General features: G+C 63.1%; 21 protein-coding genes. 4 read left to right on the forward strand and 17 right to left on the reverse strand.

Translation table 11 applies throughout. The features are described from left to right. Positions 1 to 46: 46 nt before the first annotated feature. Positions 47 to 847: a hypothetical protein gene (locus SLT36_RS19340; RefSeq protein ID WP_432283976.1), complete on the forward strand. Its 801-nt coding sequence runs from the start codon at positions 47 to 49 to the stop codon at positions 845 to 847. Between the two features lie 270 nt (positions 848 to 1,117). Here the strand turns inward: SLT36_RS19340 and SLT36_RS19345 are convergent, their stop codons facing one another. The 7 genes from SLT36_RS19345 to SLT36_RS19375 form a co-directional block, all read right to left on the reverse strand. Then, positions 1,118 to 2,050: an ABC transporter permease gene (locus SLT36_RS19345; RefSeq protein WP_432283977.1), complete on the reverse strand. Its 933-nt coding sequence runs from the start codon at positions 2,048 to 2,050 to the stop codon at positions 1,118 to 1,120. Next, positions 2,047 to 3,117: an ABC transporter permease gene (locus SLT36_RS19350; protein WP_432283978.1), complete on the reverse strand. Its 1,071-nt coding sequence runs from the start codon at positions 3,115 to 3,117 to the stop codon at positions 2,047 to 2,049. The genes SLT36_RS19345 and SLT36_RS19350 overlap by 4 nt, the downstream gene beginning before the upstream one ends. After that, positions 3,114 to 4,649 carry an ABC transporter ATP-binding protein gene (locus SLT36_RS19355; protein ID WP_432283979.1) on the reverse strand — a complete coding sequence of 512 codons (1,536 nt, stop codon included), beginning with the start codon at positions 4,647 to 4,649 and terminating at the stop codon, positions 3,114 to 3,116. Before SLT36_RS19355 ends, SLT36_RS19350 begins: the two co-directional genes overlap by 4 nt. A gap of 75 nt (positions 4,650 to 4,724) precedes the next feature. Further along, entirely contained in the window at positions 4,725 to 5,675 is a 951-nt protein-coding gene (locus SLT36_RS19360) for a BMP family lipoprotein (RefSeq protein WP_432283980.1), read from the reverse strand. 185 nt (positions 5,676 to 5,860) lie between these two features. After that, the gene (gene add / locus SLT36_RS19365; protein ID WP_432283981.1) at positions 5,861 to 6,907 is read right to left on the reverse strand and encodes an adenosine deaminase; all 1,047 of its coding nucleotides are present in this window, start codon (positions 6,905 to 6,907) and stop codon (positions 5,861 to 5,863) included. Between the two features lie 97 nt (positions 6,908 to 7,004). Next, on the reverse strand, positions 7,005 to 8,000 hold the full coding sequence (locus SLT36_RS19370; protein WP_432283982.1) for a PDR/VanB family oxidoreductase: 996 nt from the start codon (positions 7,998 to 8,000) through the stop codon (positions 7,005 to 7,007). A gap of 147 nt (positions 8,001 to 8,147) precedes the next feature. Further along, positions 8,148 to 9,203: an aromatic ring-hydroxylating oxygenase subunit alpha gene (locus tag SLT36_RS19375; protein ID WP_432283983.1), complete on the reverse strand. Its 1,056-nt coding sequence runs from the start codon at positions 9,201 to 9,203 to the stop codon at positions 8,148 to 8,150. A gap of 212 nt (positions 9,204 to 9,415) precedes the next feature. Between SLT36_RS19375 and SLT36_RS19380 the strand changes: the two genes are divergently transcribed. Beyond that, positions 9,416 to 10,327 (forward strand): helix-turn-helix domain-containing protein, encoded by a 912-nt coding sequence (locus SLT36_RS19380; protein WP_432283984.1) that lies wholly within the window; start codon positions 9,416 to 9,418, stop codon positions 10,325 to 10,327. Between the two features lie 79 nt (positions 10,328 to 10,406). On the opposite strand, the gene SLT36_RS19385 is transcribed toward SLT36_RS19380, so the two are convergent. The 7 genes from SLT36_RS19385 to SLT36_RS19415 form a co-directional block, all read right to left on the reverse strand. Then, complete coding sequence (locus SLT36_RS19385) at positions 10,407 to 11,507, reverse strand: helix-turn-helix domain-containing protein (protein ID WP_432283985.1); 1,101 nt, start codon at positions 11,505 to 11,507, stop codon at positions 10,407 to 10,409. Positions 11,508 to 11,757: 250 nt separating this feature from the next. After that, the gene (locus SLT36_RS19390; RefSeq protein ID WP_432283986.1) at positions 11,758 to 12,783 is read right to left on the reverse strand and encodes an AI-2E family transporter; all 1,026 of its coding nucleotides are present in this window, start codon (positions 12,781 to 12,783) and stop codon (positions 11,758 to 11,760) included. 70 nt (positions 12,784 to 12,853) lie between these two features. After that, positions 12,854 to 13,219: a Kazal-type serine protease inhibitor domain-containing protein gene (locus SLT36_RS19395; RefSeq protein WP_432283987.1), complete on the reverse strand. Its 366-nt coding sequence runs from the start codon at positions 13,217 to 13,219 to the stop codon at positions 12,854 to 12,856. Positions 13,220 to 13,329: 110 nt separating this feature from the next. Continuing rightward, on the reverse strand, positions 13,330 to 13,833 hold the full coding sequence (locus tag SLT36_RS19400) for a DUF1269 domain-containing protein (RefSeq protein WP_432283988.1): 504 nt from the start codon (positions 13,831 to 13,833) through the stop codon (positions 13,330 to 13,332). A gap of 167 nt (positions 13,834 to 14,000) precedes the next feature. Next, positions 14,001 to 15,245: an arginine deiminase gene (locus SLT36_RS19405; protein WP_432283989.1), complete on the reverse strand. Its 1,245-nt coding sequence runs from the start codon at positions 15,243 to 15,245 to the stop codon at positions 14,001 to 14,003. 19 nt (positions 15,246 to 15,264) lie between these two features. Next, complete coding sequence (locus SLT36_RS19410) at positions 15,265 to 16,698, reverse strand: basic amino acid/polyamine antiporter (protein ID WP_432283990.1); 1,434 nt, start codon at positions 16,696 to 16,698, stop codon at positions 15,265 to 15,267. 317 nt (positions 16,699 to 17,015) lie between these two features. Continuing rightward, entirely contained in the window at positions 17,016 to 18,446 is a 1,431-nt protein-coding gene (locus tag SLT36_RS19415; RefSeq protein ID WP_432283991.1) for a basic amino acid/polyamine antiporter, read from the reverse strand. A 214-nt stretch (positions 18,447 to 18,660) separates the two neighbouring features. Here SLT36_RS19415 and SLT36_RS19420 point away from each other — a divergent pair, with 214 nt between their 5' ends. Then, the gene (locus SLT36_RS19420) at positions 18,661 to 19,806 is read left to right on the forward strand and encodes an alpha/beta hydrolase (RefSeq protein WP_432283992.1); all 1,146 of its coding nucleotides are present in this window, start codon (positions 18,661 to 18,663) and stop codon (positions 19,804 to 19,806) included. A gap of 197 nt (positions 19,807 to 20,003) precedes the next feature. Continuing rightward, positions 20,004 to 20,318 carry a hypothetical protein gene (locus SLT36_RS19425; protein WP_432283993.1) on the forward strand — a complete coding sequence of 105 codons (315 nt, stop codon included), beginning with the start codon at positions 20,004 to 20,006 and terminating at the stop codon, positions 20,316 to 20,318. 48 nt (positions 20,319 to 20,366) lie between these two features. Here the strand turns inward: SLT36_RS19425 and SLT36_RS19430 are convergent, their stop codons facing one another. From SLT36_RS19430 to SLT36_RS19440, 3 genes are all read right to left on the reverse strand, one after another. Next, positions 20,367 to 20,630 carry a hypothetical protein gene (locus tag SLT36_RS19430; RefSeq protein ID WP_432283994.1) on the reverse strand — a complete coding sequence of 88 codons (264 nt, stop codon included), beginning with the start codon at positions 20,628 to 20,630 and terminating at the stop codon, positions 20,367 to 20,369. A gap of 39 nt (positions 20,631 to 20,669) precedes the next feature. Then, complete coding sequence (locus SLT36_RS19435) at positions 20,670 to 21,824, reverse strand: helix-turn-helix domain-containing protein (protein WP_432283995.1); 1,155 nt, start codon at positions 21,822 to 21,824, stop codon at positions 20,670 to 20,672. 173 nt (positions 21,825 to 21,997) lie between these two features. Beyond that, complete coding sequence (locus SLT36_RS19440; protein ID WP_432283996.1) at positions 21,998 to 22,993, reverse strand: helix-turn-helix domain-containing protein; 996 nt, start codon at positions 22,991 to 22,993, stop codon at positions 21,998 to 22,000. Position 22,994 lies beyond the last annotated feature (1 nt).

Here is a 22,994-nt window from a genome sequence, read left to right on the forward strand (position 1 = left end):
TGAAAATGCTGTGCGGGGGACACACCGCGCAAGGAGAGAGGGCAACATGACCACAGTAAGTTACGACCGGCCGGCGACGTTTCGCATCGGCAGGGTGTTCGGCGATACGTTCAACGTGCTTGGCAGAAACCTTGGTTTGTGCATCGGGCTCGGCGCGATCTTTTCCGGTGTACCAACATTCCTCTATCAGTATTTTATCGGGTCGCGGGTCGAGGCCGCAATTGCCTCCGCCGAATCAGGGGCTGCCGTCGCACCGCCTGAATTCAATGGAACCTACGTTCTCACCGGAGTCTTTTTCTTCGTCGTGTACATGGTGCTGGCGTCGATCCTGCAGGCGGCGCTGGTCCGGGCGACAATCCAGGACCTGAACGGGCAACAGGCGACTTTCGCCGACGCGCTCAGCCGTGCAGTCACGATGATCGTTCCGATCATCGGCCTGTCGGTCCTGGTGTATCTGGGCGTCGGCTTCGCCTCCATGCTGCTGCTCATTCCGGGAATCTACCTGTTGGTCCGGTGGTCTGTCGCGGTCCCCGTGCTGGTACAAGAGCAACTTGGTGTGCTCGCGAGCATGAAGCGCAGTTCCGAGCTGACCGCGGGAAATCGTTGGCGCATTCTCGGCTTGCTGGTCATCGTGTTCGTGGCGTTGTGGGTCCTGCAATTGGTGCTGGGGCTTCTGTCCCTGGCGATCGTGCCCATGCTCGGAACCGTCGTCGCCACCGGGGTGGCGGCCATGCTGTCGGCCGTTCTCTCGGGCATCATTTCGATCGCCGTGGCCGTCAGCTATGTCGAGCTGCGCTACGTCAAGGAAGGTACCGACGTGAAGGAACTTGCGGAGATTTTCGCGTAAGGCACGGCAGTTCTTCCGTTCAGTGATGTCGCCCTTGGCGACATCACTTGGGCTAGCGTTTGGCCAGCGCGGGAGTGAAGGTTTTCGACGCCCTCACCCGCGCAGACCAGCACGGCGCGCGGGCTCGGTCATCGCCGACAGGCAGAGCCAGGAGAAGCCGGGCAGCACAGCGGGGTGCGTTCGCCAGACGCTGCCGATCCCGAGGAGAGAGCCCGATCGAGGCGTCAACAGGCGCCGAATGATGCGGCTCTGTGAGCCATGCGCCGGCGACTACTCCCTGGCATAGGGAATGCCGAGCCTCGCCGGCTGGCCCGAGCGGAAGCGCAGGCCCATCAAGAGGCCGATCGAGGCGAGATAGGGCAGCGCAAGCAGCAACTGGTGCGGAACCTGGGCGCCGACCACCTGCAGGTGGGTCGCGAGCGACTCCAGGAAAGCAAAGGCCGTCACCGCGATCAGAACGCCCTTCGGCCGCCAGTTGCCGGCGATGAGTGCTACGATGACGATCCAGCCACGGCCGGCGGTGAAATCGGCCAGGAAGCGGTCGGAAAAGCCGAGCATGAGGAAGCCGCCGCCCAGCCCGGTCATCGCACTTCCCAGCATGACCGCAGCATATTGCCGGACAGAGACGCTGAGGCCCTTGACGTCGAGGGCCTTGGGATTTTCGCCCAGGCAGCGCAATTCGAGGCCGTAGCGGCTGCGATAGAGCAGGAACCAGACGACCGGCACGACCAGCAAGGCGACATAGGTCAGAGCTCGCTGCGAAAACAGCACCGGGCCGATGACGGGAATGTCGGACAGCAGCGGGATGTCGACGTCCTGAAAGCCCGAAAAGATCGGCTGCGCCCGGCCCTGGATATAGCTCTGGAACCAGTAGAGCGTGAGCCCACCGGCAAGCAGGTTGAGGCCGAGGCCGGCGATGAAATGGTCGACGCGCAGGGTTGCGGTCATGAAGGCGATGACGATGCCCATCAAGGCGCCGGCAACGATTGCCGCAAGTACCGCCAGCCATAACGAACCGGTCAGCGTGGCCACCAGATAGGCGGCAAAGGCGCCTGTCAGCATCGTGCCCTCGACGCCCATGTTCCAGATGCCGGCACGCTGGGTGATCAGTTCGCCCATCGCCGAAAACAGCAAAGGCGTCATGATGCGGATGGTCGAGGCGAGGATGCTGATGATGATCGCTTCCTGGAACAACTGGCTCATTGGACGGCAACCTTCATGACGATGCGATAACGCGCCAGCACGCCGGCGCAGAGGAAGAAGAACAAGGTGATGCCTTGCATGGCCGGCACCAGCGAGGCCGGCACGTCACCAAGCACCCGCATATAGACCGCACCACTCGCCAGGCCGCCGAAGAACAACCCGGCAAAGACGGTGCCGATCGGACTCAGGCCACCGATCATGCCGACGATGATGCCGGCGTAGCCAAGGCCAATCAGATTGTCGGCGCGCAGACGGTGAGAGACGCCAAACAGCTCGATGGCGCCGGCAAGGGCGGCAAGTGCTGCACTCGCCATCATGATCACGCTCACCGTGCGTGCGATGTCGACGCCCTTGTGGCGCAAGGCCTCGGGATTGTAGCCCAGGCCGCGGATCTCATAGCCCAAAGGCGTGCGCGACATGACCAGCGCGCAGATGGCGGCAGCGAGGAAAGGTAGCAGCACCCCGGCATGCAGTCGGCTGCTGCCGAAAAGCGCCGGCAGGAAGGCCGTATCCGGCAGCATCGGCGACTGGTGGTAGGCAATGGTGCCGCCCGTCTCGCCCCAGGGGCCGCCCTGCAGCAGCCATGACAACAGGTAGACGACGAGATAATTGAGCATGACCGTCGAGATGATCTCGTTGACGGCAAAGCGGTTGCGCAGCACCGCCGCGATCCAGCCGAGCCCCATGCCGGCCGCCATGCCGAAGGCAAGCACGCCGGGGAAAAACAGCAGCGGCGGCAGGCCGGCAAGCAATTGCGCGCCGAGATAGCCGCCCATGGCCCCGGCGAAGACCTGCCCTTCCTGGCCGATGCTCCATATCTGGGCGCGGAAGGCGATAACCGTCGCCAGTCCGGTCAGGATCAGGGGCGCGGCCTTGACCAGCGTCGTTGCCAGCGCCTTGGGCGAGCCGACCGAGCCTTGCAGCAAGGCGCCGAAGACCTCGGCCACATTGGCGCCCGTCGAGGCGATCAGGACGGCCGATACAGCCAGGCCGGCGACAATGGCCATGAGGAAGGACAAAAGCGTCCAGAGCGCATTCGCCTCCATCCTGCGTTCGAAGACGATCATGCCGAAACCCTTTCCTTGCTGGCCGCGATTTCCCCACGGCGGCCGGCCATCATGACGCCGACTTCGGCGACCGTGACCGTCCTGGGGTCGACGATACCCATGATCTCGCCCTTGAACATCACGGCGATGCGGTCGGCGAGGCTGAACAGATCGCTGAGCTCTTCGGAGGCGAGCACGATGGCAAAGCCCTCGGCGCGTTTCTTCAAGAGTTGCGTCTGCACATATTCGATGACGCCGACATCGAGGCCGCGCGTCGGCTGGTTGGCGAGCACCAGGCCCGAGGCATGCAGGAACTCGCGGGCGATGATGATCTTCTGGGCGTTGCCGCCCGACAGCTTGCCGGCCGCAACATGTTCGTCGCGCGTGGCGATCTGGTATTCGCCAATCATCTCGCGGGCCAGGCCGGTGATCGCTTCGCGATCCATCAACGGGCCGTTGCAGTATTTCGGGCTGCGCTGCCAACCAAGGACGACATTTTCGGCGACGCTGAACTCTGGGACCAGTCCCTCGCGGAACCGGTCGTCGGGAATGTGCCCGACGCCGCGGTCCATCATCGCCCGCGGCGACATGCCGGCAACCTCTTCGCCCTTGAAGATGATCGAACCGGCAGCGGGCCTGCGCACACCGCAGAGCACCTCGAACAGTTCCTTCTGGCCATTGCCGGCGACACCGGCAATGCCGAGAATCTCGTGCCGTGCGACCGAAAACGAAACGTCCTTGAGCACCGCATCGCCCCAGAAGCCGCGCGCCGACAGGCCCTCAACGGCGAGGATGGTTTCGCCGGGAGCCAGTTCGGGCTTGGTGATCGTGAAGGAGACGTCGCGGCCGACCATCAGCCTGGCCAGTTCGTCGGGCGTGGTCGCGGGCGTGTCGAGCGTCGCCACCACCCTGCCCTTGCGCAGCACCGTCACCCGGTCCGACTGCATCACCTCGACCAGCTTGTGGGTGATCAGGATGATCGACATGCCGCGGGCGCACATCTTGCGGACGATGTCGAACAGCACCTTCGACTCGCCCGGCGTCAGCACCGCCGTGGGTTCGTCGAGGATCAGGATCTGCGCATCGAGGTAAAGCGCCTTGAGGATCTCGACCCATTGCTGGCGCCCGACAGGCAGCTCCCAGACATAGGCGTCGAGGTCGAGATCGATGCCGTAGCCGTCGCAGATGCCCCTCAGCTTCTGGCGCGCCTCGACGGCATTCAGCCGCCAGCCCGAGCGCTGCGTGCCGACGATGATGTTTTCGAGCACGGTGAATTCGGGAACGAGCACGAAATGCTGGTGCACCATGCCGATGCCGTGACGGATGGCGTCCATCGGCGAGGCAATCTGCACGGGCTGGTCGCGCAGCAGGATCTCGCCCTTGTCGGGCCGGTAGAAGCCGAAGATGCAGGACGAAAGCGTCGACTTGCCGGCACCATTCTCGCCGAACAGGCAATGGATCTCGCCGCGGCGCAGGTCGAAGTCGACATCGTCGTTGGCGGTGACCCCGGCGAACCGCTTGGTCAGGCCTTCGACACGCAAGGCAGTGGACATGGGAGGCACCCAATTTCGAGTGAGCGAAGGCCGCGGCAGGCGGGACGCCCGTCGCGGCCGGGCTTTCAATATGAACTACTTAGCTTTCGGATCGGAGACATCGACCGGCACCTCGAAGCTGCCGGCCATGATCTTGGCCTTGAGCGCGTCGAGCTCCGTCTGGACGGCGGCAGGCACGTTGCCTTGCAGCTCGGCATTGGGCACCACGGCCGAGCCGCCATCCTTCATTGGGAACCAGTGCTTGTCGGTGTTGCCCTGATAAGGCTTTCCCTCCGCCTTGTGCGCCCACCATTCGTCGACGATCCAGCTGACATCGGGATCCCACTGCGCCACCGCACTCGACAGTACGGTCGACGGCGAGAACGATTTCTGGTCCTGGAAATTGCCGAAGCACAGGATTTTGGCTTCCTCGCACGGCTTGAAATTGCCGGTGAGCTGGAAGATCAGGTCGGCGCCTGTGGCGATCTGCGCCTTGGTGTATTCGCCTGCCTTGGCCGGGTCGTACCAGGATTCTATGAAGGCGACGGTGCGCTCGACGGCTGGGTTTGCCGCCTTGGCTCCAGCGAAGAAGGCGTTGATCTCGTCATTGACGTCATCCGCCGGGAAGGTTCCGACTGCACCCAGCCTGTTCGACTTGGTGAGTTTCCCTGCGGCATATCCAAGCATATAGGCCGGTTCGTGGACACGCTTGTAGACCCAGTACTGGTTGCCGCCGAGCCCTTCATTGCCCGAGCCGACGACGACGAAGAGGATGTCGGGAAACTCCTCGCGCAGCTTCTTGACCTGGTCGGAATAGGTGCTGTGGGCCCAGATGACGTCATATTCGCCGCTTTCGGCAAAAAGCCGCATGGCATCGCCGGCATCGTCGCCCCACAGCGGATCGGTATATTTCCAGGTGATGTCGAGCCCGTGCGGCATGGCCGCTTTTGCGCGTTCAAGCGCCTCGATCAAGGTGCCGTCCCAGGCGCTCTCGATGCCGGCCGACAGGATGACGGCGATGTTGAGCTTGTCGGGGTCGGCTGCCATTGATCGTTCAGGACTGCCTGTCAAGGCTGATATGGCAAGCAGCGCCAAGACAGCCAGCCTTCTGGCGAGATGTTTGAACATAGGATCGTACCTTTCCCTCTGGTGTCATTGTCCGGGTTCTATCCCGTCTGTCTTTGTCTGCTCTTGTTGCTCTTGGGCCGCCTCCTCCTCGAGCCGGCCTGGTCTCAATTGGTGACGTGCGCCTCCTCCGGTTCGGCCATCAACAAGTCGATATCCCTGGTCCACTCGGCGCGCCAATCGCGCTTGGTGCTGTCGTCGAGCCAGGCCGCATCGAGCGAATTCAGCGCCAGCCCGGCAAGGGTCGCCCGATCGAGAGACATCTTTTCGGCGAGCAGCCTGTATTCCTTGGCCAGGTCGGTCTGCAGCATGGGCGGATCGTCGGTGTCGACCACCAGCTTGAGACCGGCATCGAGCATGGTGCGGATCGGGTGGTCGGCGGCGGCAAGGTCACGCCAATGGGTGAGGATTTCCGTCGAACTCGGGCAGACGGTGAAGGCGATGTCCTCGGCGATGCAGCGCGCGACGAGATCGGGATCTTCCATGACGCGGTAGCCATGGTCGATGCGTTCGACGCCGAGCAGGTCGAGCGCGTCGCGAACATTGGCCGCCGGACCGCCCTCGCCGGCATGGGCAGTGAGCCGCATGCCCGCCTTCTTCGCCTTGTCGTAGACCGGCTTGAACGGCGCCGGCGGGAACGGCTCCTCGTCATAATCGAGGCCGATGCCGATGACCTTGTCGGAGCGGAAGGGCAGGACCAGGTCAAGGAACTCGAAGCTGCGATCGAGGCTCAGCTCGCGATTGATCGCGGGAATGAGCCGCGACACCAGGCCAAAGTCGCGCTCGGCGTCGTCCATGGCCTGGAGGATACCGGAAAACATGGTCTGGTAGCTGATGCCGGCATCCTGATGCACCTGCGGGCTGAAGAAGAATTCGGTGTAGCGGCCGCCGGCCTTGGCGACATGTTCCAGCGCCTCATAGGCGATCAGGTGGAAATCGTCGGCGTCGACCACGGAGCGCGCGACGAGATCGTAGACGTCGAGGAAATCGACAAGATTGTCATAGCGATAGAGGTCCTCGACCTCGTCGAAGTCAGGCAGCGCGACATTGTTCTTGCGCGCCAGCTTGAGGAAGGTCCGGGCGTTGACCGCACCGGCCAGATGCAAATGAAGCTCTGCCTTGGGCAGGTTACGCACGAATTGTTCCAGCTGCATCATTTTCCCTTTGGTGGCTTTTCCTTCTCGGGCCAGCAGCCCTCGCGCTTCGCTGCCTGGTCGACTTTCAGTGCCGCATCGACAACATCCTTCCGGCTTAGAGATCGAGGATCAGCTCGGCGCTCAAGGCGCGCGAGCAGCACAGGGTCATGTGGTCGGCACGCTGCCTGTCGGTCAGAACGAGATCGCGATGGTCGGGCTCGCCCGACACCACCCGCGTCACGCAGGTGCCGCAAATGCCCTGTTCGCACGACACCGCAATGTCGATACCGTTCTCGGCCAGCACCTCGACGATGCTCCGTCCCGGAGCAACATCGAAGCTGCAGCCGGTGCTCGCCAGCGTGATCCTGAACGGCTGGTCGGCCTGCGGCTTGGGCGCGGAATTGGCGAAATATTCGCGATGCACCGCATCCGCCGGCCAGCCCGTCTTGGCCTTCGACATCACGGCATCGAGAAAACCCGATGGACCGCAGGCATAAAGATGCGCGCCTTCGGGCCGATAGGCCAGCAACCTGTCCAGGCTCAGCCGCTGCACCTCGGGGCCGTCATCGAGATGGAACCTGACCTTGCCGGCAAAAGGCGAGGCCTCGATCTCGTCGCGAAAGGCCAACCGGTCCGCGTTGCGGGCACAGTAATGAAACTCGAAATCCCGCCCGAGCGCAGAAAGCCGGTGGGCCATGGCCAGGATCGGCGTGACCCCGATGCCGCCGGCCAGCAGCAGCGAAAACGGTGCGGCCTCATCAAGTTCGAAGGCGTTGCGCGGTCTGCTCGTCTCCACCGCATCGCCAATATCCAGCCTGTCGTGGACACAGGCCGATCCGCCGCGGCCGCCAGGCTCGCGCAGAACGCCGATCGCATAACGGTGGCGCTCGCGCGGATCGTTGCGGAGCGAGTATTGACGCGTGAAGCCGCCGGGCAGGAACAGGTCGATGTGGGATCCCGCCGTAAACGCCGGCAGCGGCGCGCCATCATGTGCCGTGAGGTCGAGTGCAACGATGCCTTCGGCAGAGGTCCACTTGCGTGCGACCTGCAACCGCAGCCTGTTATCAGCTGCCGCGGTCGCGGGCATGAGCCGGTTCGTCGAAAACGCCATGGTCAAGACGCCCTCCTCCAGTGCCGGGCTGTCCGGCCGTCATCCTGTCCCGGCCGGGCGCGTCGCACGGCCTTTTGATGGAAGCAGGTTTCAAAGCGGCTCAGCATCGTCTTTCCTGATATCTGCAGTTGCGATGAGGCTATCTGATCAACTCGCGATCGGCGCACCGAGGCCAAATTTACGGACCAAGCCACGGCGGTACTCGAGCGACATGCGATCCGACGGCACGTGGATCTCCTCGGTGAGATCGAGCGGCAGTTCCTCTGGATGCTGTTCCTCGACCATGGGCTTGTCCTCGTCGTTGATCAGCAGCGCATCCTTGACCCAGTAGTCGGTATCAGGATTGCCCGAGGTGTCGGTCATCATCTGGAAGATGCGCGTCTCGCGCGCCGAGACCGGGCAGACGGTGTCGGCAAAGTAGACCACGTAGTCGGACCCCTGCGGATCGATCTTGATCAACGTCGAGAACGGGTAGGTCAGCTCGTAAGTGTAGACCACATCGCGCTCGTCACCCACAACGCCATCGTCGAAGCGGTTGAAGCCTTCATGGTAGGGCAATTCGAAACGCAGGCCATACGGCGTCTGCTCGACATCGTAGGGCGGGATCGGATCGGCCGTGCTGCCGCCAAAGCTCTGGGTGTGCACCCAGGGGAAATGGGCAACGTCGTTGAAGTTCTCGACATGCCGGCTTGCCGCCGCATACCAAGTGCCTTCAGGCACATAAACCTTGCGCAGGGCGGGGTTGGAGATGCCCTCCCAATCCGGCAACTGCCAGATCGCCTCGCCCTTCAGGCACGTCCAGATGATGCCGTAGCGCTCGACGGATGCGTAGGTTTCGAGGCGCAGCTTGGGAGGAATGCGCCCTTCGGAATTGGCGATCGACGGGATCTTGGAGCAGGCGCCGTCATGGCCGAAATGCAGCCCGTGCATCGGACAGACAATCTGGTCGTCGGCCATCCAGCCGGCGCTGATGCGGGTGCCGCGGTGCGGACACAGGTCGCGGGCCACAGTGATGCCGGCCGACGTCTTGTAGATCACAAGGTCGACGTCGAGCAGCTTGGCGCGCACCGGCTTGTCGGCGATGTCGTGAACGAAGGCAATCGGATGCCAGAACGAGGCCAGTATGTGCCAGTCGCTGGCGGCGAATGTGCAGCCTCGCGGCAGGTCGTCTCTCGTCTTGGAATGGTCGGCTGGCAGAAACACGTTTTTCCTCCAGAGGATGCGTCTTGCTGGCATGTCCAGGCGGCGTGACCGGCTCGCCCGTTGATAGCCGGAGTATTTCGCAGCCCGTGTTTTTACGGAATGCCTGCACCGGCCGAATGCATATCTGCAGTTAAGATCGCATTCTTCTGATGTTTGCCGAAGCCTTCAGCCGTGTTAGGAAAACGCATGACGCGGCAAGCGAGGCCTTGGCTATGCGTGCATTCATCGACAATGGCCGGGGCTTCGCCTTCGGTGAAGCAATATATCCGGCAGGCGGCTTCTATGGGCCGCTGAAAGACCGCTACATGACCTTGCTGATCATCCATGAAGGCAAGGCAAGGATCGTCTGCGACGACGAGGAGACGGTATTGAGCGCAAGGAGTTGCGGCTTCTTCCGCAATGCCCGAAGCATTTCCATGGAATATAGCGAGGGACGGCACACCAGGGTGAGCTGGTGCGAGGGTTATGCCGGAGACTTCAGCGAGGCGCTTGTCTCGCGGTTGCGCTCATTGCCGACGCAGATTCCCCTGCCGCAGCGCATCGAGAGCATCCAGCGCCTTGGCGTGGAGCTTGGCGCAGGCTCCAGCTCCAATCTCAACCAGTTGCGCAACGCGCTGGGAGAGTCGATTTTCCTCGCCTACTTCCATGAAGCGCAGATGTCCGAACAGGAGCGGCTGACGCCGCGTTCTGTTCTGCGCGCCCGTTTCTACATCGACGAGAACTACGACAAGGAAATTACGGTCGACCGTCTCGCGGCGCTCGTCGGTGTCACGCCGCAGCATCTGGTGTCGTCGTTCCGCAAGCATTTCGGCGTCACGCCGGTCCGCTACCTCTGGCAAATCAGAGCCTCGCGCGGCCATTTCCTGCTGCTGCAGACAGCCCTGCCGATATCCGACATCGCCTATCAGTGCGGTTACAAGAACCCGTTCCACTTCTCGCGCCAGATATCGGAGCAGTTCGGGCTGTCGCCGCGCCAGGTGCGCGAAAACAAGGGTTACCGCATGGCGAGCGACGTTGCCGAGGGCGCCGCCGACACCGCCTATGGCATGGAGCTTTCCGACACGACAGTGCTGCCGTTAGAGGCATCACCGACGACGGGCGAAGGCCCTTCCAGCACAGTCTAGACGGCTGTACGGCGGACAAGATCGACTGTCGTGCCGACGCGCCACCCTTTCTGACCGGCGGCAGATGCAAACCTGCGACCTAGCTCTGCAAGCGCCGGAGAAGATGGCCGAGGCGTTCGACCGGCTCCAGCGCAGCCAGATCCGCCAGCGGCCTGGCCGGTATCGCCCCCATCCCCCGCGACCTGACGTCGCTCGGGCTGTAGCCGAATTCGCGCCGGAAGGCCCGGCTGAATTCTGCTCCGTCATTGAAGCCGCGCTGCTCGGCTATCTCGAAGATGCGCCGGGTCTCGGTTGGATCGGCAAGCTTTGAATGGGCATCGAGGAGACGGCGATGGAGAATGTAGCGCATCACACCGCCACTCGGCTCGAACAGGCGATAAAGCCGCGTGCGCGAAATGCCGAGCGCGCGGCAGAGCATGTCGTTGTCGAGGTTCGGGTTGTACAGGTTGGCATTGATGTATTGGCGTGCCCGCTCCAGCAGCATGATCGATATCGGTGCCTTCGCCTCGTCGAGGTGGTCGGGCGACGGCGAGATGCAGGCAAGGATCATGGCGCGCGTTGCCGCAGCGATCCCGGGAAGGTCAGCGACCGTCAGCGTCGGCAACCGTCTGGCGAGCCCGATGATGTAATCGGCCAGCAGCAAGCCCATGCCGCCGCCGAGCGTCGAGAACTCCGCCAGGCTCAGGGCGCCGGCTTGCTCCTGGAAGAAATCCCTTGGGATCAGCAGCATCAGCATGTGGCTATCGGTGACATGGCCGTCGAAGGACTGCCCCAGGGGGTGGAGCTGCACTTCGCCGGCACCGCCTTCGAAGGACCTTTCGCCTGCAACGGTGCTCGCCTCGCCGTCCAGGATCAAGGTCATCATCCAGTGGTCGAGCGCATCTCGGCGCACGCGGCCCGGCAAGCTGGCGAAATGCAGTGCCTCCGTGCTGATGGAGGTGAAGGCCAGGCAGCCGAGATCCCAGATCACCTGCCGGCCGACCATTGGCTCGGACCTGTCGGCCACCGGCGTGAGATCGAGCATTGGCGCGAAGTTGTGACGCCAGGCGTCGAACTGATCGGCCTGAGACAGTTCGTCCGTCGAGAACTCGAAATGCGGAATTGGTCCGTCTTGCTGGCCTTGCGACGCAAGAAGGCCGTCCGGGCCTTCGGGTACAAGGCGTCTACCTGCTGCAACCATGCCTACCCCTCTGTGGGATGCGACATGCGCGTCCCGGTAGTCTTCAGTTGTCATAGGCCAGAGACCCGCCGCAACTCCAGCAGCTCCAAGTCACCGGGAGTCATGATCCTTTGCGGTCGTGCAAAAGTACCGCATGCAAGGAATTCGTACAATGAAGTCGCAAGGCGACGGTTAATTGTGGAGCCTGCGCCCGTAAGACTTGGCAGGCCCCACCTGGCGGCATCGGACCTCCGGGACAGAATGCAGCGTGTCAGTTGCCGCCTCGCGCCGGCTGCCCCTCCACCTTGCCCGAGGCCAGAAGTGCAGCAATCCAGCGCGACGACGGCGCCTGGTCGCAGTAGACGGTGAAGGCGATCAGGATAGGCACGCCGATGAACGCGCCCGAAATGCCCCACATGAAACTCCAGAAGAAGATGGCGAAGATGACCGCGAAGGGCGAGATTGCCAGCGAAGCGCCGGTGAGGATCGGCTCGATGTAACTGCCGATGATGAACTGGATCAGATTGAGGCTGACGAACACGACGACGGCCATCTGCCAGGACTCGAACTGGGCAATGGCAAACATCGTCGGGAACATGGTGGCGAAGAACGGGCCGAGGAACGGAATGTAGTTGAGCGCAAAGGCGATGGCACCCCATGCCGCGGCAAGTTCGAGCCCGGCCACCAGCGCGAACGCCCAGACCACGAGCCCCGTCAGTACGCTGGCGAAGCTGCGCACCGCCATGAAGCGACGCAGCTTGATGCCGATCTCGCGATTGGCAGCTTGGATGCGCGCGCCATAGGGCTGAGCGGCCGGGGATGCGAGCCGCCGGTTGAAGTCCTCGACCTCGAGCAGACCAAGCATGACGAGGACGAAAACCAGCAGTGCCAGTCCGGCAAAGCTGTTGAGGCGTCCGGCTATGCCCTGGGTGAAGCCGACGAGCCAGTTGACGTCGAAACGATCGGCCAGCGGCCCTGCGACGGCCACGCCGCGCTCCTCCAGCCATTGTGTCCAGTCGACATAGATCGCCTGGAAGCGCCCGGCATTGACGAACAGCCATTGGCCGAGCCGGCCGAAACCCCAGACGACCGAGGAGCCGACGGCAAGCACGACCGAAATCGTGATGCCGAGGGTGACGAAAAGCGCCAGCAGCTTCGGCAGGAAACGCTGGAGCGCCGCCTGGATCGGCCAGACCAGCGCAATGAGGAACAGCGATACCGCAAGCGGAACGAAGATCGAATCCCCGATCCGCAGCAGTGCCAGCACCAGGATGCCGGTGGCCAGATATGCGTTCATGCCACCGTTGCCCCGCGCCTGCCGCCCATGACTTCACCTGGCCCGATCGGACCACTTCGGCAGGCCATCGTCAACGGCAGCGCCCCTGGTGCACGACCCGGAAATTGTCGGCACGCGCCAGGCAACTGTTGGAGAAGGTGCGCCAGCGCGCACCGCTGACGGCGCAGACCGGCAGGTAGATCGCCGGACAGACGGTCGGCTGCTCTGGCCTGCGGCACTGGCCGCTGTGGATTACACGGAAGCCGTCGGCGCGGGCCATGCAGGAATTGGAGAAGGTGCGGCTGGTGTCGCCGCGCTGTCCGCAGACGGGCGCGTATTCGAAGGTGCAGGCCTGCGGGCGCGAGGAGCCCGGTCCCGGCGACTGGGGAACGCAGGCGACAAGCGCGGACAAGACCAAGAGCAGCAGTGCGCCAGGCTTTGCAAGCAGACGGATCATGATGCCAACTCCCCACGATGCCGGGCATTTTCAGGCCGCTGCTCCGCCCGACCGGGCAGCGATGGATGCAGGGGCCGACATGCGGCCCGCTGCAGATCAGATCAGGCCGATCACGCGGCCGGCGTCGCCGAGGCCTTCTGCAGCGCATCGCGCAAGGCCTGTTCCTTGGTTTCATCGAGCGACGTCTTGAGGACCACGCCGCCGAAGCCCGCGATCTCCTTGAGCACCTTGTCGGCCGTCATCTCCTTGACGAGCACGAACAGCGCGCCATTGCCGGGCTGAAGGCTACCCGACAGATCCTTCATGAAGGCATCGTTGATGCCGAAATCGCTGAGTGCGCCACCGAGCGCGCCCGATGCGGCCCCCACGGCGACACCGAGCAAGGGATTGAGGAACAGGACGCCGACCAGAAGCCCCCAGAAGCTGCCGGACACTACGCCGGCGGCGGTCGTGTTGACCAGCTGGTTCAGCTTGATCTTGCCGGCATCGCTCTTGGTTGCGATGACCGCGTCGTTGAGGGTGATGAGATACTGTTTCTGCAGCTCGAAAAGGCGTTCCCGCACTTCTTCGGCCTTGGCTTCGGTCGGATAGACGATGACGATGAGATCAGACATGGTAACTCCTTCTGGTACAGAACCGGGTGGCTGGTACAAAACCGGGTGGCTGTTGCGAGACCGGGTGGCTGGTGCAAGACCGGGTGGCGATGTGCCCGATCGCCTGCATTCGCTTTCATTTCGAGCGCCTCGACCTCGGGTCAAGGCTTGATCGGCCGAAGCGACGATCAGTAGTCGACCGCGTCGCGGATGATCGGGCAGGTCATGCAGTGACCGCCGCCGCGGCCGCGGCCAAGCTCGGCGCCGGTGATGGTGATGACCTCGATGCCTTCCTTGCGCAGCAGCGTGTTGGTGTAGGTGTTGCGGTCGTAGGCAAAGACGACGCCGGGCGACGCGCAGACGAGATTGGCGCCGCTGTCCCACTGGGTGCGCTCGCGCATGTAGTCGTTGCCGCCGGTCTCGACGACGCGCATCTTCTTGAGGCCCAGCGTGTCGCGCACCGTCTCGACGAAGGTGCCCTTGTCCTTGTGCAGTTCGACGCCACCCTTGCCATCTGGCCTGTAGGAGAAGGCGTCGATGCCGTTGACGATGTCGGGGTAGAGCAGCACGCAGTCGCGGTCGGCGAAGGTGAAGACCGTGTCGAGATGCATGGCTGCACGCAGCTTGGGCATGGCCGCCACGATGACACGCTCGGCCACCCCCTTCTCGAACAGCGCTGAAGCAACCTGGCTGATCGCCTGGCGCGAGGTGCGTTCGCTCATGCCGATAAGTACGTTGCCTTTGCCGATCGGCATGACATCGCCGCCCTCGAAGGTGGCAAGTCCCCAGTCCTTGGTCGGGTCGCCCCACCAGACATCGACCTTGCCGGCAAAGTCGGAGTGGAACTTGTAGATTGCGGTGGCAAGGATCGTCTCCTCGTGGCGCGCCGGCCAGAACAGCGCATTCAGTGTCACCCCGCCATAGATCCAGCAGGTGGTGTCACGGGTGTAGAGCGTGTTGGGCAATGGCGGCAAAAGATATTCGTTGACGCCGGCGGCGTCGCGGATCAGCGCCAGCTGTTCACCACCGACGGCCTCGGGAAACTCGTAGGTCGACAATCCGCCGATCAGGGTTTCGGCGAGTTCGCGGTTGGACAACCCCTCGAGATAGGAGCGGACTTCGTCGAGCAGGCCAAGGCCGATCTGGTTCGGCACGACCTGATGATCGAGAATCCACTTCTTGGCTTCGGGATTGGCAACGGTCTCGGCGAGCAGGTTGTGCATCTCGACAACCTCGACGCCGCGGTCGCGCATCTTGGTCATGAAGTCGAAATGGTCGCGCTTGGCGTTGTCGACCCACAGCACGTCGTCGAAGAGGAGATCGTCGCAGTTGGAAGGCGTCAGGCGCTGGTGCGCCCGGCCGGGGGCGCACACCATGACCTTGCGAAGCTGGCCGACTTCGGAATGAACGCCGAGAGGAGTGTTGTTTGTCATGACGTGACTGCCTTTCCGTTCAATGTGTGATGGTGCCGGTCAGCAGACCGTAGAGCCCGACCAATCCGGCAATCAGGGTGACGGCGAACACGATGAGTTCGGGGGACGTGAACAGCTGCAGTTTCTGTTCGCGGCGTGCCCAGACGTAGAGGATCGTGCCGGGGACGAAGAGGACCGCGACGAGCAGCACGTATTTCAGCCCGGCAGCGATGAACATGATGACCGTATAGATCGCCGCGATCCAGGCGATGACCTGGTCTCGCCCACGATCGCCCTGGGATGTCTCGTAGCCTTCCCCGCTGCGCGCAATCAGGATGCCGTAGCCGGCAACCAGGAGATAGGGCAGCAGCGCCGTGACGCTCGTCATGTCGAGCATGAAGTTGAAGGCGTCGCGCGACCAGTAGGTGGAGATGACAAACAGCGAGACGACGATGTTCGTCAGCCACAGCGCATTGCCCGGCACCCGGTTGCCGTTCTGGATGGCGAAGAGCTTTGGCATGTCATTGGACCTGGCGGCGGCAAACAGCACCTCCGCACAGATCAGCGACCAGGCGAGGTAAGCGCCCAGCACCGACACCAGGACGCCGATGGAGATGAAGACGGCACCCCAATGACCGACGACGGCCTCGAGCACGCTCGCCATCGACGGCTGCTGGACGGCTGCGATCGCCGATTGCGGCATCGCCGCGTAGGGCAGCAAGGTGACAGCCACCATCAGGCCGGTGACGCCGACGAAACCGAGGATCGTTGCCCTGCCGACGTCCGAGCGTTCCTTGGCGAAGCGCGAATAGACGCTCGCCCCCTCGATGCCGAGAAAAACGAAGACCGTGATCAGCATGGTGTCGCGCACCTGGGCGATCAGCGGCTTGGCCGGCATGTCGGCGCCGCCGAAGAAGTTCTCGGAGAACTGCGTGTAGTTGAAGGCGAAAACCATCATGAGAATGAAGACCAGGATCGGGACGATCTTGGCGATGGTGACGACTGTGTTGATGAATGCGGCCTGCTCGACCCCGCGCAGGATCATGAAATGGAAGGCCCAGATGCCGATCAGCGACACGATGATTGCACTGGCGCTGCTGCCGTCGCCGAAGATGCCGGGAAAGAAGCGACCCAAGGTCGAGCCGATCAGAACCCAGTAGAAGACATTGCCCAGGCAACTGCCGAGCCAGTAGCCGAAGGCCGACAGGAAACCCATGTAGTTGCCGAAGCCTGCCTTGGCATAGGCGAAGACACCGGAATCGATGTCCGGCTTCTTCTCGGCCAGGGCCTGGAACACGCGTGCCAGCATATACATGCCCGTTGCCGCGATGGCCCAGGCGATGATGGCACCGAATGGCCCCGTCGCAGCACCGAAGCGACCGGGCAGATTGAAGATGCCCGCGCCGACCATCGAGCCCACGACCATGGACGTGAGTGCAAACAGCGACAGCTTCTGATTTTCGCCTGAAGCCATGGTTCCCCTCTCCTGGTCTGCGAACCCAGGTTCGCGGTGGGCTGCGAAAACAGTCCTCGGAGAAGTATAGGATCGTGGAGGCGGAGCTGTGATCAGCAGGGAATCCCATGTCTATGCTTCACGTCCCAAAGTTGTGCGGCGCAGCGGGGCGCGGGACGGAACCGCGCATCCGGAAAGATCGTACGAGAACAAGCAGATGGTCTGATCCGATGCCGTCCTGGCTGAGATGGCGCTGCAACCTGCCGCGACAGGACTTGTCCCTGGACGCGGATCGACGTGCCGACGCATCAGGCTTGGAACAGGCAAGCGAACGCCGTCTAGACGGTGATGATGCCGGCAACGATGGCGTAGATCGCGGCTGCCGCACCGATCGCAGCGACGGCGAACATCGCCGTCTCAGCCGGCGTGAACACCCGCCGTCCCTGCTCCATGCGCGCCATGAAGAACAGGATCGTGCCGGGACCATAGAGGGCGGCCGAGAGAAGCAGGTGCGTGGCGCCGGCCGCATAGATCAGAAAGGCCGTGTAGACCAGCGCGATCGCGGCGATTGCGAACTCGCCACGCCGGGCCGCGGCGTCGCTTTCGTAGCTTTCACCGGTCCAGGCGAGCTTGAAGCCATAGGCCGCGACAAGGAAATATGGGATCAGGATCATCGAGCTGGTCAGCTCGAGCGCCAGCCTGAAGGCATATTGCGCAAACAGCGTCAGGATCAGGAAGGCCTGGACGACGGCATTGGTGAGCCACAATGCATTCGACGGCACGCCGGTCTTGTTCTCGTGGGCGAGAAAGCGCGGCATTGTTTCGTGGCGGGCCGCAGTGAACAGGATTTCAGCCGCCAAGAGTACCCAGGACAGATACGCGCCGGCAACCGAGATCAGCAGGCCGACGGCGACGAACTTTGCGCCCCACGGCCCGACCACCGCCTCGAGCACGCCGGCCATGGACGGGTTGCGCAACGCCGCCAGATCGGGGCGCAGCATGACGCCGTAGGACAGCATCGTCACCAGCACGAGCAGGCAGAGCACGCCGAGGAAACCGAGCAGCGTTGCCACGCCGACATCACGGCGATTTCTGGCGTAGCGCGAGTAGACGCTCGCCCCCTCGATGCCGACGAACACGAACACCGTCACCAGCATGGTTCCGCGCACCTGGCCGGCCACGCCGCGGAGGCTCACCTCCTCGCCGCCCCAGAAATTGGCTGTGAAGATGTCGGCGCTGAAGCCATAGATGACGAAGACGATGAACAGGAAGATCGGGATGATCTTGGCGAAGGTGACGATGGTGTTGATCGCAGCCGCCTCCCTGACACCACGCAAGATCAGCGAATGCACGACCCAGAGCAGCATCGAGGAGATGACAATGGCCGTCATTGTGTTGCCATCGCCGAACACCGGGAAAAACAGGCCGAGCGTCGACTTGATCAGCACGAAGTAGGAGACGTTGCCGAGCAGCGCCGCCGACCAGTAGCCGAGCGCGGACAGGAAGCCGAGATAGTTGCCAAAACCGGCCTTGGCATAGGCGTAGATGCCGGCATCAAGGTCCGGCCTGCGCCGCGACAACGTCTGGAACACGAAGGCCAGCATCAGCATTCCGATGCCGGCGATGGCCCAGGCGATCATGGCACCAAACGGTCCGGTCGCGCGACCGAAGGCCTGCGGCAGCGAGAAGATGCCGGCGCCGACCATCGAGCCGACGACCATCGCCATAAGGGTCCAGACCGAGAATTTCTGCTGCGTGGCTGAGTTCATCGCATCGCGTGTCAACAATTGCCTTGGCCGGCGGCAGCCCCAAAACGTCTCTTCCGCCATGCAGACAATCTAACGCGGGCCCGGCGGCCCTGTGATTGGCCTGAAATCCCATCACTAGGCCTGACGTCCCGATCATCGGCCCCGGCTCGTCTCGCCCGTTGTCGCGAAGCGGATTTGCTGCTTCTGATTGCGCGTAAGCCTGCTGGATCAGAGCATGTCGGCGAAGCGTCTGTTGTTGGGTCTGTTCATCGCATTGCAGCTCGCCGGTTGCGGCGGCCCCCGTGCCGTGCTCGGTCTCGGCGCGGCGACCGAACAAGCAGGATCGGCGGCGTCGGTGCCCGTCTATGTCGCCACCACGCGGGCGCGGTCCGACAACCTGTCCCTGCCCTTTTCGGCCGAGCGCTCGCAGACACTCAACTTCGCTCGCTTCGACATAGACATTCCCCGGAACCATATTCCCGGCGAAGTCGAGAAAACCGGACGAATGCCCGATCCCGCCAGGCATTTCGTGGCGCGAAGCTACCAGCAGATCGCCGGCCGCAAGCAATTCGTTGCCCAACTCGACACCGCCCTCGCCCAGCGTCCACAGCGGCAGCGCGAGATCTTCATCTTCGTGCATGGCTACAACAACAACTTCGCCGACAGCGTCTTCCGCGCCGCACAGCTCGCCCATGACTACAATGTGCGCGCGGTCACGCTGCATTATGCCTGGCCATCGGGTGGCGCCCTGCCGCTTTATGTCTACGACCGCGACAGCACCGTTGTCGGTCGCGGCGGACTGGCGGAGACGATCGAGATCGCGGCCCAGACCAAGGCCAACCGCGTGATCCTCGTCGGCCATTCGATGGGCGCCTATGTCGTCATGGAGGCGCTGAGGGAGCTGGCGCAGACCGGCCGCAGCCACGCCCTCAAGCGCCTCGGCGGCGTGGTACTGGCGGCGCCCGACATCGACACCGACGCCTTCCAGAGCCAGGTCCGCGATATCGGCAACCTGCCGATGCCATTCGCCATCGTGGTGTCGCGCCGCGACCGGGCGCTCAACATTTCCAGGCGCATCGCCGGCGGTCACCCGAGGGTCGGCAGCGGCTCCGACATCGCCCTGCTGCAGCAAAAGCACATCACGGTGCTCGACGCCTCCGACGTCGATGGCGGCTCACACAACATCTTCGCCAGCTCGCCGGCGCTCATCGCATTCGCCGGCCAAAGCGGCATGCTGCGCCAGTTCATTGAAAATGGCGACGCCAGCGCAGGCGAAACCATGCTGGCCGATGGCGGCTCGGCCATCGAAGGTGCTGCGGCCCTGGTGATTTATCTGCCCAGCCGCATCCTTGGCACGGCATTGGCGGCGAGCCAGCGATAATCCAGGCCGCAGTCATTGCCGCTCGATCGTCCATGGCCGGCACCGCAGACGCCGGCATGCTTCATCTGCCATCCCGCGGCGCAAATATGGACGCAGAGCACAGATATGGGACCCCTGTCAGGTTGTTTCACGAGCCATACCGACTAGAACTCAGTGAGAGGGCAGTCGGCGGGAATTCGCGGTCGAAGGAGATCGGCATGATACGAAACCTGGCTATCGTCGCAGCGCTTTCGACAATGGCGATTGCCGTCAGCGGCTGTAACACGCCACAGGAGCGCGCTGTCAGTGGCGGTGCAATAGGCGCAGCCGGCGGCGCCCTGGTCGGGCAGGCGATCGGCCGCAACACCGGCTCGACCCTGGCGGGTGCTGCCATCGGCGGTGTCGCCGGCGCCATGATCGGAGCGGGAACTGCTCCTGGCGAATGCAGATTCCAGCGACTGGATAGTCGCGGACGCCCTGTCTTCGACAGAGACGGTCGACCGATTACCTATCTCGCCCCCTGCCGCCGGTGATCGGACACAGGAATCCGGACAATCAGGCGTGGCGGAACACGATCGCCATCACCTGAACTGACAGCCAGCAAGTTTCACGCGCGAGGACAGCCCATGAAACGAGAACTCTTTGCCTTTTGTCTTGCCATTGCCCTTGGTGCGCCCCTCGCGGCGCCCGTTCCGGCTCAGGCTCTGGATATCAACATCACGGTCGGGTCCAGTCTCAATCACGGCAGGGCAATCACCTGCAGCCAGGGCCAAAGGCTGCTTCAGAACCGCGGTTTCCGTGATGTCCGGCGCGTGGATTGTCGCGGTCGGTTCTTCATCTATCACGCCCGGCGCGGCAACAGCCGATTTGAACTGGCGCTGAGTTCACGCACCGGACGCGTGACGGATGTGCGACGCATTCGTCGGTAGGCGCGCCGGCCCCGGCCAGTCACCAGTCGAGACGGCGAGAGGCCTGCCGGATCCGGACGCAAAGCAGTTCCTCAGCAGTAGATTGCCCAGCGCATTTTTCCCATCCCCCGACAGGCTGCCGTGCTGCAGGGGCGCAGGTTGCCTGCCGCACCAACCTTCCGCCCGCGCCTCCTTGGGCGTCATGCCGAATTCTTTGCGAAACATCCGGCTGTATGCCGATGGGTCCAAAAACCCCCATTCATGGGCGATTGTCGAGATTGGCCGTCCGTCCGAACGATCGGCGAGAATGTCGCATGTCCTGAGCAGGCGTCTGCGGCGGATAAAATTGGAAATGCCGCCGACAGGCTCGAAAATCCGGTAAAGGCCCGAACGCGCAACACCGAGTTCCCGACAGAGCTTTTGAGGCGTCAGGTCGGGATCGGCCAACTTCCGCTCGATGATCCTGGAGGCGCGTTCGGCGATCACTGAATCGATCGCCTGCTGAGCACCGGCGATATGATCACGCGACAGAGTCAGGCAGGCGGCAAGCAGGTTTGTCGTCGCCGCAACGATATGTGGAACGTCCGTGGCCCTGAGACTGGGCAGGGAACGATCCAGAAGAAGCATGAAATCGGCCAGGAGCACGCTTGCCTCGTCACGTATCGCAACGTTGGACGATCCGATGAACGGGAGGCTGCTGGGCATGATGAGGGCGACGCAGCCGTCGTCTTCTCCGACATACTCGAAAGGTTCGGCCAGGGACTGCATGACCGGCTTTGCAGCCCGCCGTTTTTCACCGCCGTTACGATCCCTCGACAACGGCAGGAACACATACCAATTGTCGACCTTGGCTCGTTTCAGGTGACGCCAGCGATAGCGGCTGCCTTCACCCGGCAAGCCGAGCCGTAGTGCTGCCATCGTTCCGAGATCCCACGCCGTCTGGCGCGCAGGAAAGGATTGGAACGTCTCCTGGACGGACTCGAATTCACAGACCCCTTCATTCCAGCTTCGAAACAAGTCGAATTGCCGAGCGAGCGGAACCGAGGAGGTGTCGACGTCTATGACGGGTTGGAGGGAGGCATCGCCCCGCATCGATTGCAATCTATCGGCCGCATGAACCCTGGCGTCCATTGCTGTCCTTCCATTCTTCGACAGGAAGCCTTTCCGGGCCAAAGTCTCCTTGCGGCTGGCGAATTTCTATCCACTTTCCGACACGACGGTTGATGGAACATCCAGGAACATGATGGCAGGCGGACACGCGGCGCTACCGCTCAATCTGTGCACGGGTCGCGTGCCATGCAGCGTCACGCTGGATGGCTCAACAATGTCGGCAGACCTCCCCAGACAAACCGCCGGGTCGCGCTGGGCGAACACCCGAAAAGCGAGGAATAGGCCCCGGCGAAGCGACCCAGATGCCAAAAGCCGAAGCGCATGGCGATATCGGTGACCGAGAGGCGATCTCCCTCCGTCAGGATGAGACCGTGCGCTGCCCGCAATCGCCTTTCCCGCTCAAAGGCGCGAGGACTGACGGCGAGGCATTCTTGAAAGGCGCGCTCCAACGTTCGCTCGCTGACGCCGAGCACGTCGCAGACGGCACCGACTGAAACCGGGCCGTGCGGGTTCGCCTCGAGAATGGCGAGAGTGGCATCGACGATGTTGCGTTTCTCGCCGGTTCCGAGCCTGCGGTCGGGAGGTCCCTCCGTCTGAAACAGGGTTCGCGCGAGCGCGGCGCCCGCCTCACTGGCTGCAACCCCCAAGCTGGCGCCCAGATCGCAGCCACGCCGCGCGGCGGCTTCGGCGAAGGCGGCGGTGCGCAACACCATCCGTTGAAGCTCCAGCTCGGCTCTCGAGACAATTCCGCTCTCGTGCACGCCAGGCATGAGCCAGTTGCGCCGATCCTGACCGGGACCGGATGCCGCATGCAGCGCGTCAAGGGAGGCGCCGCGCAGACCGATCCGCATCAGGCGATAGCTGCCCGGCATCTCCAGTTTGAATTCGGTTCCCGGACCGACGACCCGCAATCGCGGTACGTCGCTCTGTTGCCCGTTGAAGAGGGTACCTTCGCCCCACAGGAACACGGCCGTCAGCGCGTCGTCCTTGATCGCGCCAGACATCGAGATGCCGCCCTTGTCGCGCAGGTCGAGGACGTATGCGTCCCCGTAGTCGATCGTCGTCAGGCGTGATGCATGGAACTCGCGGCCGGTCTGGCGGATATCGAATTCCGCATCAGGATCCGTCTCGCGGGTGCGGGCCAGGACGGAATTGTACTTTCGTGCGTACCAATTGGGCGCCTCCAGCATC

Origin of the sequence: Aminobacter sp. BA135, from assembly GCF_050859125.1 — a bacterium.
Taxonomy (GTDB): Bacteria; Pseudomonadota; Alphaproteobacteria; order Rhizobiales; family Rhizobiaceae; genus Aminobacter; species Aminobacter ciceronei.